The sequence below is a fragment of the Paenibacillus sp. FSL H8-0175 genome (genome assembly GCF_045040615.1).
Lineage (GTDB): Bacteria > Bacillota > Bacilli > Paenibacillales > Paenibacillaceae > Paenibacillus_AQ > Paenibacillus_AQ odorifer.
The window spans coordinates 3709643-3725558 of record NZ_CP150299.1; the positions used below are offsets into that span (position 1 = coordinate 3709643).

Annotated in this window: 7 protein-coding genes; all 7 read left to right on the forward strand. The window is 43.6% G+C overall.

The features are described from left to right. The first annotated feature begins 38 nt into the window (after nucleotides 1-38). Nucleotides 39-1625: an extracellular solute-binding protein gene (locus tag MHH46_RS16470; protein ID WP_076190275.1), complete on the forward strand. Its 1587-nt coding sequence runs from the start codon at nucleotides 39-41 to the stop codon at nucleotides 1623-1625. Between the two features lie 262 nt (nucleotides 1626-1887). Continuing rightward, on the forward strand, nucleotides 1888-3555 hold the full coding sequence (locus tag MHH46_RS16475) for a histidine kinase (RefSeq protein WP_405132499.1): 1668 nt from the start codon (nucleotides 1888-1890) through the stop codon (nucleotides 3553-3555). A gap of 2 nt (nucleotides 3556-3557) precedes the next feature. Beyond that, nucleotides 3558-5177: a response regulator gene (locus tag MHH46_RS16480; protein WP_256717170.1), complete on the forward strand. Its 1620-nt coding sequence runs from the start codon at nucleotides 3558-3560 to the stop codon at nucleotides 5175-5177. Between the two features lie 84 nt (nucleotides 5178-5261). Next, complete coding sequence (locus MHH46_RS16485; protein ID WP_076190272.1) at nucleotides 5262-7493, forward strand: FAD-dependent oxidoreductase; 2232 nt, start codon at nucleotides 5262-5264, stop codon at nucleotides 7491-7493. 17 nt (nucleotides 7494-7510) lie between these two features. Then, a complete protein-coding gene (locus MHH46_RS16490; RefSeq protein ID WP_076190271.1) occupies nucleotides 7511-8719 on the forward strand; it encodes an SGNH/GDSL hydrolase family protein in 1209 nt (402 codons plus the stop codon). A gap of 296 nt (nucleotides 8720-9015) precedes the next feature. Continuing rightward, nucleotides 9016-14622 (forward strand): hypothetical protein, encoded by a 5607-nt coding sequence (locus MHH46_RS16495; RefSeq protein ID WP_076190270.1) that lies wholly within the window; start codon nucleotides 9016-9018, stop codon nucleotides 14620-14622. A gap of 341 nt (nucleotides 14623-14963) precedes the next feature. Further along, on the forward strand, nucleotides 14964-15905 hold the full coding sequence (locus MHH46_RS16500) for a hypothetical protein (RefSeq protein ID WP_076190269.1): 942 nt from the start codon (nucleotides 14964-14966) through the stop codon (nucleotides 15903-15905). The last annotated feature ends 11 nt before the right edge of the window (nucleotides 15906-15916 follow it).

The following is a 15916-nucleotide window of genomic DNA, read 5'->3' on the forward strand; positions in this document are numbered from 1 at the left end:
GGAAACCGTGATAATATAGAAGCAAAGGAGAGGTCATTATGCAACGTAAAGCGATTACATTTGCTATTCTGACAGCAATGGTCGGTGTGGGAACAGTATTGTCAGGCTGTGGGGAACAAAAAGAGGTTACATCGACAGCTTCGGGTAATTCACAAGGCCAGTCTAGTCCCTTTGAAACCAAATTGAAAATTTCGATGTTTAACCAAGGAACTTTCAATGCTGCTGCTCCGATTCCTCCCCGTGAAGAAGATATCCAACGCCAAATGTTGGAGAAAGCAGTAAATATCGACTTGGAAATGATGATTCCTCAATCAGGGCAAGCAACGACTAAATTAAATACGCTCATTGCTGGCGGAGATATTCCAGATTTGATCTTTTTAAAGAGCCGGGCTGATCTCGCGCAATATTATGACCAAGGCGTTCTTGCAGATTTGACACCGTATCTGGATCAATTCCCTGAACTGCAGAAACGTTTTAGCAACGACTCCTGGGAGGCGATGTCCTATCAGGGAAAAACCATTGGGGTTCCAGGTTATGATAACGTAAACGGTATTAGTCGAAGCTTCTTTATCCGTAATGATTGGCTGAAAAAGCTGAATATGGAAGTGCCAACAACACCTGACGAGCTATTTGAAGTTATGAAAGCCTTTACAGAGAAAGACCCGGACGGCAATGGTAAAAATGATACGTACGGATTCATAGGCGGTATGAATAAAGAAGGCAATCTGCAAACCTATGGCTTCGATAGTTTGATGTGGATGTTTGGAGTCAATCCTCCCTCAGCCATTGATGTGAAAGACAATGAACCAGTGTTCCTGTTTACCGACCCAAAAATGAAAGAAGCACTCGCTTATATCAATAAAATGATGGAAGCTAAAGTTGTAGATCCAGACTGGGTGACGATGAATACTCCCGATTTATTGGACCAAAAGTTATTTAAGGGTAAAGTTGGCTTTATGATAAGAGATGCCCGCAGGCTGGAACCAGATTATCAGCAAAAAATGAAAGAAATCAGTGGAGAGGTGCCGGAATGGATCGTCATTCCTCCAATGACAGGTCCTTATGGTGATCAAATTGTAGAGAGAAAATCGTTCCAAGGCAATTCATGGGCCATATCCAAGAAAGCGGATAAGGACAAAATCATTCGGATCTTGTCCATGCTGAATTATCTCTTTACCGACAAAGACGCATATCCGAATTTTGCATACGGAATTAAAGGGATTCATTGGGATTTGGTAGACGGCAAGATCAAAAATAAAACCTCCGAATTATCAAAGGAAATGAAAGAAAAGTACTTATGGGTCGATCATTATAGAATGCCGCGTCGTGGTGATGATGCTGAGTACTTCAGCTTCCAGAATCCTAAGACGGCAGAAGCTTTTGAGAACAATCAGAAATACGTGGCGGCTACGTTGCCCGGGAATTTATTGACTGAAGACCCGAACGATTCATTGGCTGCTGACCGCCAACGCTACATTAATGAAAGCTTGGTCAAATTTATGACTGGCAAAGAGCCTCTTTCGAACTGGGACAATTTCCTTAATACATTGGAAACTAAGTTTGACATGCAGAAGTATAAAGATTCAGTAATCAAGCAATTTAAAGAAGCAGGCTTAATCAAGTAAATCAAACGAAGAGAGCGGCTATAATTAGCCCCTCTCTTTATTGAAATATAAGAAAGTATAAGTTTTACTTTATACTTTATCCTTCTATTTTTCGAAGAAACGCTTATCGTCCTTAAAAAGGACGCCGAAGGCGTTTCTTCTTATCATATGCTATTATTTGTATATTACAGATTTAAAAGGAAGATGATCGATGCGAAGAAGAATCAGCTTGCCTTTAAAACTTTTTTTTATCGTGTTTGCATTTGTATTAAGCTGCATAATCTTGATAAGCCAATTGTCTTATCGTTATGTCCAAAAGGAAATAAGAACCTCTGACATTTATTACACCAACCAAATACTTGATAAGATTGATCAGTATTTCACAGTTAATTTTTCCTCCTTCCAGACGATGCTGTTCTCGGTCGAGTCATCGGTGAAAGCCAACATTGACAATCCGGACGTGATTAAAAAGCAATTAAGAGAGCTCTATGAACTCAACAGTAATTACGTCAGTAATATTTATTTGATCAAAAACGATTTATCTATTCTAGGCGGAAGTACACCTACCCGAATATTTGATGAACCTTTAGCTGAAAGAGAACCATTGTTTGATGCAGCTGACAAGAATAGAAGGATTACATTTGTCAGTGATCCTTACAAATCTAAATATTCCGGCTGGACAGTTACGATGGTCCGATATCTGAACAGTGCTCCGTTTCCTATGGCCATTGCAGTAGATTTAGATCTAAATGCCATTGAAGATACCTTGTTCAAGATTAATAAAAAAGAACAAATGAATCTGGCTCTAATCACCGCATCGGGAAAAATCATTGCCGGATTTTCGGAAAATAAAGGCCCCCTGAATGTTCAAGATCATACTTTTTCAATCGGTGAAACGTCAGCAGAAGAAATTCTGGATACTACAGAAACAAACCTTCAACTGCACACCAAGGAGGGGATTCAAGTTTCCCTTCTAAAAAAACCGACTGAAAAATTCAACTGGACCATCATCTCAATCAACGATGAATCACGCTTGAAAGCTGCTTTATCCAGATTGGAAACCTATTATATCGAGCTTCTAGCTGCTGGTTTTCTCTTAAGTCTGTTCGTTTCCTTCTTTATTGCCAAATATATAAGGAACCCGCTCTATGCACTCAAAACAAAAATGAAGCGGGTGGAGCAAGGCTCCCTCACAACTACAATATCGATTAACCGAAATGATGAGTTTGGAGATCTCTCCCGAGCATTCGATCGTATGCTGCAGCAAATTGTGGAACTGATTCGGGGAGCAGAGCTTCATAACGAACTTGAACGAAAGCTGGAAATTCAAGTGCTGCAGTCTCAAATAAACCCTCATTTTCTGTATAACACGCTTGGTTCTATCAGTAATGTCATACGACTCGGACAAATAGAGAAAGTAGATGTGGTGATCGAGTCTCTCATTTCAATATTGGAATATGGGATAGCCGACGCTTCGGAGAAGGTATCACTGCGTCAGGAATTGCAAAATGTATCAGACTATATCGCGATCCAGAACATCCGCTATAACCGAAACTTCCACTTAATCGAAAATATCGAAGCAGGGCTAATAGATTTTCCGGTTTTTCGAATGCTGTTGCAGCCCCTTGTGGAGAATAGTATCTTCCATGGTTATAACGGAGGGGGGATCGAAGGCCCTATTACTATTCACGCGTACAGGGAGGGTGGCAACGTCATCATAGAAGTAGTTGATCAGGGCGAGGGAATTCCAACTGATAAAATAAAGCATATTTTAATTTCAGAACCGGGGGATGTGGAATTGAAAAGGAAAAGAATCGGGTTAAATAATATTCATGACCGAATCAGACTTCACTACGGAGAACAGTTCGGGCTCCAAATCATAAGCATACCTAAGGAAATAACCCGGGTTCGCGCCTTATTCCCAGCAGGCTTGTTTAAAGGAGATGCATGATGATGAGAGACTACACCTGCTTCATTGTTGACGATGAAGATCTAATCATTCAGAGATTGGAATTGTTTTTTCACGAGCGCTCCCTTAGGGATAAGCGATTTCATTTAGTGGGAAAAGCGAATAATGGGCTGAAGGGGATAGAGGAGATCGTAAAGCTTAAGCCGGATATCGTAATATCTGATATCGTCATGCCGCGAATGGATGGGATTTCCATGATTGAGCAGCTAAAGCCAAAGCTTCCCCATACCCAATTCATTCTTTTGACCGCTTATTCATCCTTTGAATACGCCCAGAGAGCTATTCAAGCCAACGTATTGGAGTACATTGTTAAGGTTCCGCTCAGAGATGCGGATTTGGATCGAGCTTTAGATAAGGCAGCCGGGATTTTAAATGAAGTTAAGAAAAAAGAAGCGGAATTTCAATCTTTAAACGTATCCGTGCTTGAAAATAAATATAGAGTCCGCAAGCAATTTTTTAACGAGCTTATCAGAGGCGAAATCCCTTCTCATCGGGCATCAGATTTTGCCAATCGTATGCAGTTTCATTTCTTTCAAGCCAACTATCGCTGCTTTATTGTCGAAATGAATATGTATGAAAGTTTCCGAAATGATTATTCAGCGTCTGATCAGAACATATTGAGGTATGCGATTACAAATATAATCGAAGAAACGGTGATGAATGGTGGCAGTGGTGTAGCTGCGGATCTATCCGATAATCGGTTTATTGGCTTTCTATCCTGGGAAAATAATCGTAGTGATCTGGAAACGGAATATGATTGCCAGACATTGGGGGGGCAGATCGTCTCCCATTTGCATCAATATTTGAATCAAAGGGTATCCGTCGCTTTTGGAGGTCCACACCGAGGCTGGGAATCCATCAAACAAGCTTACACGGAAGCACAAAATGTGAGTGATGATTTCTATTATCATACAGAGAAAGTAGTAAAAACACCCATGCATCGGTTCCATTACCATAATGACAGAAAAGAAGAATTTCAGCAGAAATTGGCTGATTTTCTTGCTGGGGTGAAAAGAAAGGTTTCCAAGGAAGAGCTGGAGAAAGCATTTGCTGATCTGAACCAATTTGTTACGGACCATAAAATCCATAAGTCCATTATGGCGCCTATGTTAAGAGACTTGTACAGAGACATTATTGTGAAGTTTAAATCGGGGAACAAGTTGGCCACGGAAGTAGCAGAGTTTCCCATAGAATTTTTAGCTTTTCGGGAGCAGCTTGCCTATATTGGCGACTTTACCTTTGAATATGTGCACGCTGGCCAACTTTTGCATCGTATAGAAATCATGAGTGCTATGCGGTTTATAGAGAAAAATCTGAAACAGCGATTAACGCTCGAGGCGATTGCCGAGGAAGTGAATTTAGCTCCATCGTATTTTAGCAGCTTATTCAAAAAAACAATGAATGAAGGCGTTATCAGCTACATCAATCGTAAAAAAATCCAATTAGCTCTCGAGCTGTTAAATGTTCAGGATTATTCTATATTGGAATTGTGTGAGGAAGTAGGAATTGTGAATGAAGGTTATTTTTGCAAATTATTTAAAGAATATACGGGTGATACTCCTAAGCAATATCGGATAAAAATGACACGGTATGAATCCAATTAAGGTTGCAAAAAATGTGTGATTTTTTCGCGAAATCATGTAAAAAAAAAGGGAGCAAAAGGATTACCATGATAGAAGGATCTAATCATGGAGGTTATCAAAATGGAGCTTATTAAAGGAGATGTAACCGTCGTCGGCGGAGGTATTGCTGGGATATGCGCTGCCATTGCTGCCGCACGCCAAGGGCTGCAAGTGTCACTTATTAATGATCGACCGGTTCTTGGGGGAAATGCGAGCAGCGAGGTCAGGGTTCATATCAACGGGTCGGCATATCTCGGAAACAGTCCATCCTATTATGCACGCGAAGGAGGGTTGGTGGAAGAACTCAAGTTGAAGATTTTCCACTATAATCCGTTATACAACAAGAAGCTGATGCTTTCGCTTTCGGATACGGTCTTGTTGGATATGGTCTATGCTGAGCCTAACATTTCTCTATTTCTGAATACATGCGTGCATGAGACGGGCATGGAGGACGGCAGAATTAAATGGGTGGAAGGCCTTCAATTGGCTTCCGAAAGGAAATTCCGTTTTGAAAGCCGAACCTATATCGATTGCTCTGGAGATGGAGTTGTCGGATATCAGGCAGGTGCTCTCTTCCGATGGGGGAGAGAAGCGAAACATGAATACAAGGAAGAATTGGCTCCTGAAGTGGCGGACCATTACACCATGGGCGATACGATCCTGTTTCAAGCCCGTGACGTAGGATATTCCGTTCCATACAAAAGACCTGGCTTTGCGTATGATATTACGAAGTTGGCCTTTTTCGATAGTATCAGAAAAGGCTTAAACCATCGGGCTTTTCCAAGAAAAATCAACGGGCTTGGCGGATTGTGGTGGCTGGAATACGGCGGACATATGGATATTATCAAAAATAATGAAGATATCGCGTTGGAGCTGCGGAAATTGGTATACGGGATTTGGGATTATCTCAAAAATAGCGGTGAATTTGATGATGTAGACAATCTCATTTTGGATTATGTATGCCCGATCCCGGGAAAGCGGGAGTCGAGGCGGTTTATTGGGGATCACATGTTGTCTCAGAACGATCTCACAGCAAAGTCGCATTTCGAAGATGCTGTATCCGTCGGTGGATGGTATATGGATTTACATGCTAATAAGGGCATCTACGATGAGGGACCGGCTACAGCTTGGAATTTCGTGCCTGGATTGTACAATATCCCTTTCCGCAGTTTATATTCACGAAATATTCCTAATCTCATGTTCGCTGGTCGCAATATAAGTGCTACCCATGTGGCTTTCGGATCTACAAGGGTTATGGCAACCTGCGGTTGTATGGGGCAGGCGGTTGGAACGGCTGCTTCGTTGTGCTCGAAATATGAGGTAGACCCCGCGGCCATAGTCGAAGCTCATATGGGGGAGCTGCAGACGCTATTGCTTCGAGACGGACAAACCATTGTAGGCCTTCAAGAGGAATTGGATCCTTACTTCGCTGACGGATTAACTATTCGTGCCTCGTCTCAGCGCAGCTATGACAATCTTCATCCAACCGAAGAGATTTCCTTGGAGAAAGGGTTATGTTTGGTCTTGCCGATTCAGACATCCGTGGCTGAAAGCGTACGGTTCAAAATTAAAAATAGCTCCAAGCATTCGGAAACTCTACATGTGAAGCTTTTTGGCGGGGAATGGAAGGAAAACTACATTCCAACCAGCGAGTTGAGAGACTACCACTTGGTTATTACAGCCGGTCATGACGACTGGATTACGCTAGACTTGGACTGCAAGAAACCGGCTGACGACAAAATCTACATCATATTGGAGGGCACGGCGAGCCTTGCCATATACGGTAATGAAGAGAAATTGACAGGAGCGGTCAGCTTCCACTATAGGCCGGAAGAGCCGTCCAGGCTGAAGAAATTCAATAAGAGCATTTGCTTTAAGGACCTGATGCCAGCTCAGAATATGTATAGTCCTGAGAATGTTGTCAATGGCTACTCCAGACCTTATGGCCAACCGAACGGCTGGATTTCTGAACATTCGGAAGGACAGGAATGGTTGGAATTCTGTTTTGCAAGCCCCAAAAATCTGGACGAAATCCATCTTGTTTTTAATTCGCAGCTGGATTTGGAGCATTTCAACGACCCGATTGAGTCCCTTATCCAAGATTATGATATGACCTTGACCTTAGAAGACGGAACCGAGAGGACAATCATAACTCATGGAAATTATCTCACGTTGAATAAACATAAGATAGATGCGAACGGTGTAACCCGAATCCGGATTAATTTCTGCGCAACTTATGGTTCGCCTTATTTTGAAGTGTTTGCTGTAAAATTGTTTGCTCCTAAAATCGATAAATGAGGACAGGTGAAGTCACGATGAAGGAATTATTCCCTCGTAAAGGGCTCCCCAATATAATTCAAAAATTGGAAAATGGGGATACCGTAACAATCGTCTATTTCGGCGGCAGTAATACACGTTCTGAAGGCTACAGGGTTATGACGGCGGATTGGCTTCGTAAGCAATATCCTAAGGCGGATATCCGCTCTGTGAATGCAGGCATTGATGGGACAGGATCGGATTTGGGCTGTGCCCGTTTGGAGACAGATGTACTGCGTCATCGACCTGATCTAGTATTTGTTGAATTTGTCGGTAATGATGGCGGAGATCCCGAATCCAAGGCGCGGATCGAAGGGATTGTCCGTCAGATCCGCAAGCGGAGCCGGTTTACTGATATCCTGTTCGTTTATACGCTGAAGGAGCGGGATGTGGCCTTATTTCAGTCTGGAGAATACCAGAAGGGGGCTCTAATGCAAGAGGAAGTGGCCGACTATTACGGTATTCCTTCGATTCATCTGGGCGTAGCGGTCAGTCACTTGGTGTCGGAGGGAAAACTCGTTTTCACCTCAAGGGAAGACGTGTCCATTTCCGGAGCCGTTGTTTTTACACATGATTCGATCCATCCGACTATTCCCGAAGGACATCAGATTTACACGGATACGATCACCCGGTCATTTGAGAAAATTAGAGAACTTCAGGATCATCCAGGAAGGTCAGTACATCACTTACCTCAGAATCCGTTGGTCCCGGCTAATCCTTGGGAATATGCGAGCATGCTGTCATTGGATAGTCTTACCGATTTTTCCGCAGGATGGTCTTACATGACTCCCGATGATTGTGCTTTAGTACGCGAGTACAATTGGTTGTTCCCCGGCCTGTGGCGAGCAGTCGATCCTGGAGAGGCTATTACGGTGCAGTTCGAGGGAACTCATATCGGGTTATTCGATATCGGGGGGCCTGATTCTGGCAGATTGAAGGTGTCGGTGGATGATGGGGAACCCTTTATTGTCGATCGATTCACACTACACAACGATCATAATCGTAATCAGTATGTATTCTTGCCGGAGCTCCCAAACGGGAAACATACGGTGCGCTTCGAAGTCGATACCGAAAAGACAGACAAAGCGGCTGTATTTGAGGCATGCGGCAATGAACGAAGTATTGAGCATGTTCGACAGCATCCAGATTGGTATGATCAAACGGTGATCCAGCTTGGGAAGTTGTTATTGGTGCAGCCGCCATTATAATTAATCATAAGGTTTTCTCCAATTGAAAGACCTATATCATACTGACTGCAGTTGAGCGGCCAGTTATGATGTAGGTCTCTTTTTTAAAGGAAGACAAAGTCGTTTCTTCTTGCTTAAAATCTTATAAGAAATTCTTGAAATCAAAGAAATTTCACAGTTATGTGACATGCTATGATAAAAACGACGGAGCGGGATTAGCCAGAAGAATACGGCTGATTGCTTCTTTATGATCTTCGAACAAAGGAGGGTTTTATTATTTTGAAAGCGTTATCAACTTAAGGGAGGCTGTGAGTTGTATGATAAAAAGGAAGCTGTTTTTCTTAATCGTTTTCATCGTGACGATATTAGTTCCTTTCAGCCTAGACGGAATAAGGACCGCTTATGCAGAGACCTTACCGTATAAGACGATTATCATCGATGACGGGAGCATCACGATCAATGATGTTGTGACACCTGATGTGGGTAACGAGAACAACGGATATTCGGCTCCAAATTGGACCACAAGTACAGGGGTGAAGGGGTATGATAACTCCAGCTCCAAATATACGAGTACAGCAGGCAGAACGATATCATGGAATCCACGATTGGAAGCAGGAACGGCGAGAATTTCGTTATACAAGCTTAACTGGGAAGATAAAGCGGATAGCAATGTAAAAATTGAAATCGTCCACAATGGAACGACGGATGTTCTCTTTATGGATTTGAGACCTTCATTTGGCGCTTCTGTGGGATGGGTTGATTTGGGAGAGTACTATTTTTCCGGAGTTGGTAACGAATTCGTTAGATTAACTCGGTCTACCAGCACAACCAGCACGATACTTACTCGTGCAGATGCGGTCAAGTTCGAAGGGAATATTCAGCAAAAAGAGCCTCATAAGACGATCATCATTGATGATGGAAGCATCACGATTGATGATGTCGTCACCACTGATGTAGATAACGCAAATAACGGGTTCTCCGCTCCTGATTGGACTACAAGTACGGGAGTGAAGGGATATAATAATTCCAGTTCCAAATTTACCGATGCAGTAGGAAGAAGCATCACATGGAATCCGCGATTAGAAGCAGGGACAGCGAAAATTTCATTCAACAAGCTTGATTGGGCGGATAAAGCAGACAGTAATGTTAAAATCGAAATTGTTCACAATGGGATTACGGATGTCATGTTTATGGATCTGAGACCCTCGTCGGGGCCATCGGCCGGATGGGTTGATTTGGGGTCCTATTATTTCAGTGGTGATGATAGCGAATTTGTCAGACTGACTCGAACACAACCTACGACCGGAAAAATCATTACGCGGGCCGATGCGGTCAAATTTGAAGGGAATATACGGCAGCAAGCTCCGCCGTTGCCTCCGCTGCGCAGTCGTACATTGGCGAATCTCAGTTACACGAAAAAAGGTAGCATCGAGAATGCCAGCTATAAGGCTACTTTTTATGAAGCTGCTTGGGATGAAGGCAAAACCATCGTTCGTGATATGTTCTACAAGGATACGGATACGGGGAACTGGGTGCCTGTCAATAATGTGGCGGAAAGACTTGAAGAACAATGGGTCTTATTGGATGGGAATGCGGGGAGTCGAACCAATTATTACGATACGATGAACAAACGCTGGATTACATTCGACGAGATCAATTTCCCAGACAGCCACACGGCGATATTAACCGATTCTTCACATGAAAGCGATTACGATTTACAAGTGAACTGGTCCATGTCAGGGGACAAACCTGATGTTTCCTTCGCCTTTACACCTCGCAAGGATGGCAATTATGTAATCGGTTATCAGTCCTTCACAACAGAGCAAATCTCAGACGTCAATGAAGTGTTAAATGGTTTTAGATCACACGCCAAAATGGTAGGTTCAGTGGAATCAACAAGCTTAAGGGAACTAAGCGCTCCGATGAGTCTAATTGAGAAGAATGACGGTTCGGGGAATCCATTGACATATGGGGTATTTGTACCGTCGGATGAGCTTCCGGTTGAATTTGAACCGACGGGAGGCGTTACGAAGCAAAGGCTTGGCATGAGCCTTGTCAACAACGAAGGCAGCGTGCAGCCAATCTTGTATGCTCCTCAATTAGGGACCTATTCGCAAATGAACGCAGAAAGCACTTATCAATTTCATATGGGACTAATCGCTCAAAAAAGCAAATTGTATGAGTCCTACGCGGATATTCTTCGCAAAGAGTACGGTTATTCTGCATACCGGGAAAATGTATCAGATCAGTCGCTTACTGACGCGATGTTCAATATGATCGATTTACTTAAGATAGAGCCGCAAGGGGATGACTCTGTTGATTATGTCCCGTCACCCAGCGGGTGGTGGAGCCGTGCCAAGGGCTTTATTGACATCGAAAACGAGGATAGCGTTCGAACAAGCTCGAATGCGGTTCTTTTGGGGGCTTACTATTTGACTGGGGATGACCAGCTCTACGATACGAGAGCATTGCCGTCCGTCCAGTATGGCTTATCGCGAAATGGTATAGGCTGGTCGCCGACGCAAAAGCCAGTATACGGTGTGCCGTCGTTATGGAAAATGGCAACCTTGCCGTTTGATTTTTCAAGCGTAACCGCTGTCAATCAGATGATGGGTACTTCGGCAGGAATTGGGGCGCTGGCACAAGAAGAGTACCTCGTACGTGATCCTGACCAGAAAGACCGGGGTCCTGTTATTCAGCCCCTGATGATGTATCGTATGACGGGAGATACGCAGTATTTACAGGCTGCCAAGGATGCAGCCGACAGCTATATCATGCAGCATATTGATACGCCTGCATCTGTTAATGTTAGTAAAAATGAGTTCATTTATTATTCTAGCAAGCTGTGGATGGAGATCTTGGAGCTTTACGAGGAAACTCAGGATCCCAAATACTTGAATGCTGCTTATAAGGAAGCCAAACGGTATGCAACGATGTTCGTTGCTCGTCCGGTTCCTGAAGGTAGCGTTACGATTCCGCAGCCTGAGACGTATAATTACGCGGAGTCGTTCCATTGGCCGGAAAGTGGTAAATATCAATATCCTCGGATCAAGCTCCCAGAAGATGTAGCCGGAGGCGTACAAGCGGATAGTTGGCTTGTTTCTCCCAATGGATTGACGTTTGAAGCGGGAAGTACAACTGGCTATTATCGGATGAATGCTCAGGAAGCTCCATTCATGCTGAGATTGTCGCTCTATACAGGTGATAAACTGCTGCAGGATATTGCTCATAATGCAGTTATTGGACGATATTCTAGTTATCCAGGTTATTACTATAAGGGCTTCGCCGTTAGCCAACTTGAGCCAGAGTTTCCTCTGGAAGGCCCAAGCGGGGCTACATCCATCTATTATCACCATATCCCGGGACAGCTCGGGCAAACGATGGATTATTTGATCAGCGAACAAACGTTGAAATCGAATGGTAGTATTACATTTCCTTCTGTTTTTGAAACTAATTTTTTATGGTTCAAATATCACCTCTATGGAAATAAACCAGGGAATTTTTACGGTAATTCCGACGTTTGGCTCTGGATGCCCAAGGGGATTATCAAGACCAACCATCCTCAATTGAACTGGATAACGGGAGAGAGCGGGAATAAATTCTACATCGGGTTAAGTAACGAATCGTCAGCTGAAGTCCAGACTCCGATCGAATTGAATGCGCAAATCATTGGGTTCAACCCGGCACAAGATTATACCGTAACCATCATCCGCGACAATGGCATACCAGAGCAAGCGGTTATGAGTGGCGGAATCATTCAAGCCACGGTTTCAAGCAAGGGAATAACCGCTATCATTGTAGAAGGACTCAACATTGATGTGCCGCTGCACCAGGTCAGAACTGCTGATACATCGGATGCAAGCTATTTCTTCGATATCCACAGTCCAATAGATGCGGTTAAAGGTATGCTGATCGTCAAGCCCGACGAAACGGCCTATGATGCTTATGTGCAGGCAAAAACGACAAAACCAGCGACGATCCATTATTCCTTGGATGGCGGAGTAACGTATACAACCATTCCAGATACGATCTATCCGATGGAATGGTCGATACGGGTAAACGATTTATCCCAAACCTTCACTTATTATGTGGAATCGGATGGGAAACAGACCCGCAAGCGGACACTCTATTTGCCTGATCAAGTACAAGAAACTCCAGTTCAACCGGATTGGCAGGAGAGTTCATCGATCATTGTGGATAATACGGAGGCAGAGACAGAAGGCGTCTGGATACGGGATACAACGGCTAACGACTATTACTATGATAACTATGTGTACGCCAAATCGACTGCCGGCACAGCGACAAGCAGAATTAAATGGCGGCCTGAGCTGCCGGAAAGTGTTACTTACAGTGTGTATTACAAGCTTCCGCAAATAACCGCTACAAGTGAAAATTGGGCAACGAATGCCTCATTTACCGTTTATTATAGTGGAGGCTCCGAGACGGTTACCGTTGATGAGACAACGGCCAATGGGACTTGGGTGCACCTGGGAGATTATCCTTTTGCAGCAGGCGATAGCGGATATGTCGAATTAACCAATAAGGCCAACAAGTCACGGGTAGTTGCCGATGCGATGATGTGGGTGGATCCAAACAGTATGCCGCAATTGGAGTCTGTGGTGATCCTGTCGGATCGGGGTGAACTGCAAATGACTCAAACCGCACAACTAAGCGTAACCGGCTATTTGGATAACGGTCTGATTGGTGATCTATCACAGGCAAATGTGCAGTATTTCGTTGATCGAACCGATCTGGCTGAAGTGGACAGTAGCGGTATGTTGACCCTTCTAAGTCTCGACGGAGAAACGGATCATATTGAGGTATGGGCCACTGTAACGATTGACGGGGTGACCTTAACAACACCTTCTATGACAATTGCGATCAGGGACTTAACGGTTATTGTCGACAGCACGAATACGACTGGGTTATACACGACAGAAGGATCTTGGAGCCAAAGCAATTTAGCTGGATACAAAATTGGGGTTAAGTCCCGTTATTCTACCGTTCAAGGTTCATCAGCGACGTGGAAAGGCCAGTTCCCAGAGGGGAAATATACGGTCTCCATTTACAAGCTCGTCCATACGACGGCAAACGATAACTATGTCAAAGTGGAAGTGAAGCATCAGTCGGTTACCGAAGTTACGTATATTGATGCAACCGTCGGCTCATCAGGTTGGGTTAATCTAGGAACGTTCGACTTTACTGGAGACGGCAGCGAGTACGTTCGTCTAACCAGGGTTACTCCGACAACGGTAGATCCGCCAACTCTACCTGTCGATATGATTTATACGAGGGCTGATGCAGTCAAGTTCGAACGGCATTCCGTTAGCCCGGAATTGCTTGCAAATGGGGTGCCAGGTAAACCGATACTTTCGAATAATAGCGGTGTTGCGACAGGTATAAATGATGGCAATTATGAGGTTACAATGAATATGTGGTGGGGAAACAATGGCTCACTGTATAAGTTATACGAGAATGGTCAATTGATCCAAACGAAGTCACTGGCCGATGTTTCGCCAGCCGCCCAGACTTCCATTATTCCTATTCAAGGAAAGCCGAATGGAACCTATGTGTATACATGTGAGTTATCGAATTTGTATGGAACGACTTCATGTGATCCACACACCGTCACCGTGGCTGAGGCGAAGCCCGGCAAACCTGTTTTGTCTAGTGACAACTGGGATCAAGATGGGGACTATAACATTACTGCTAATATGTGGTGGGGCACGAACGCAACACAGTATCGATTATATGAAAATGGCGAACTTATTGAAACGCAATCTTTATCTTCACAAACACCAAGTGCTCAATCGGCCACTACACAAATTTCAGGGAAATCTCCTGGCATCTATCACTATCGCGGTGAGTTTATGAATGGAAGTGGAACAACGGAAAGTGATACGATACAGATTATTGTAAAATAAACTTATGAGCTGAGTGGATGAGAACAATCCATTCGGCTTTTTTATTTCCTGGAATTTAGTATAGAGCTATACAAAAAGCTAATCTTTCAAGGCTCTCAACTGGGTGATATCTACATAATACTGCTCATGCTAGATTAGCAGGGCGTTTTCAACCAAACGTGGTAATTTGAACATGTCAAATTTGTTCTAATTCAGTCTAAATAAGCGCTTACATTAGGGGGTGGCTAAACTTACAATAATGTCTAACCATTTAAATTTGGGAACTTCTCCTGCAACGGAGAAGAATTTCACTGTCATGGCTTTCATGCAAAGCTAGGTTGAATATTGGAGAGGAGGCTGTCATGGGGATTACAAGACGAAAACCAACAGTGATTATCTTGTTTACCGCTCTGATTGTTCTTGCTTTACTCATGTTGGGCTTAACTAACAAAAAGGTGGAACTGCCTGAAAATTGGATATTTACAGTAGATGGATACGCCGTAACAGAGGAAGAATTTCAATCTTTTGTCAAAGAGCAGAGAGCTATAACGGTAGACTATTTCTTCAGAACTTATGGGGCCCAAGTAGATGAGGGCTTCTGGACACATCAATACGGCAAAAATCATGAAACCCCCTCTGAATACGCCAAAAATTCTGCGATGACAGCATTGCTAATGTCCAAGCAGGAGCAATTTATTGCACACAAGCGAGGAATCGCCCCTTACCAAAGCTTTGATGAGCTTAAATCCGACATGCAAGAAGAAAATGTTAAGCGAGCTAAGATGGATGATTCAGGAGAGACTTACTATGGGTTGCCTCAGTTTGATTTATATCAATACATGCAATATTTAAGTGGCGCCCGTTGGCCGGATTTGATAGAAACCCAGGTAAAGAAAACGAAAATGAGCGACGCCCAGTTACAAGTTGAGTATGCATCAAAAAGTGCGGATTATATTCGTGTAGCTGATAAATTAACGGCTGCGTTAGCGACAGCGGGACAAGTCAAAGAAGAGAAAGTGCTAAATCGTTTAGATATATCCAAAGAAGATACCGAGTCTCTTAAGTTCTGGGAGTCTTTAGCTGCTGCTTCTGTAGGTGAGACAGTAATCGGTAAATATATGGGTGAGGATGTCGTTGCTACATTAACCACAAAACCGGAAATCACCAAGCTTAAACTGGAAGAAGTGAAAGATTCCATTCTATACGGATCGGCGGAGTCTGACTTGCGCGCGTTAATTGCAAATACGAATGAATTGAAGATCGTGTATAACGGTAATCGATTCAGTGAGTTTGTAGTGAACTAGAATAGTTAGTT

Coding starts and splice junctions, on each gene's coding strand:
- MHH46_RS16470 (WP_076190275.1), top strand. CDS start 39: ATGCAACGTAAAGCGATTACATTTGCTATTCTGACAGCAATGGTCGGT.
- MHH46_RS16480 (WP_256717170.1), top strand. CDS start 3,558: ATGAGAGACTACACCTGCTTCATTGTTGACGATGAAGATCTAATCATT.
- MHH46_RS16485 (WP_076190272.1), top strand. CDS start 5,262: ATGGAGGTTATCAAAATGGAGCTTATTAAAGGAGATGTAACCGTCGTC.
- MHH46_RS16490 (WP_076190271.1), top strand. CDS start 7,511: ATGAAGGAATTATTCCCTCGTAAAGGGCTCCCCAATATAATTCAAAAA.
- MHH46_RS16495 (WP_076190270.1), top strand. CDS start 9,016: ATGATAAAAAGGAAGCTGTTTTTCTTAATCGTTTTCATCGTGACGATA.
- MHH46_RS16500 (WP_076190269.1), top strand. CDS start 14,964: ATGGGGATTACAAGACGAAAACCAACAGTGATTATCTTGTTTACCGCT.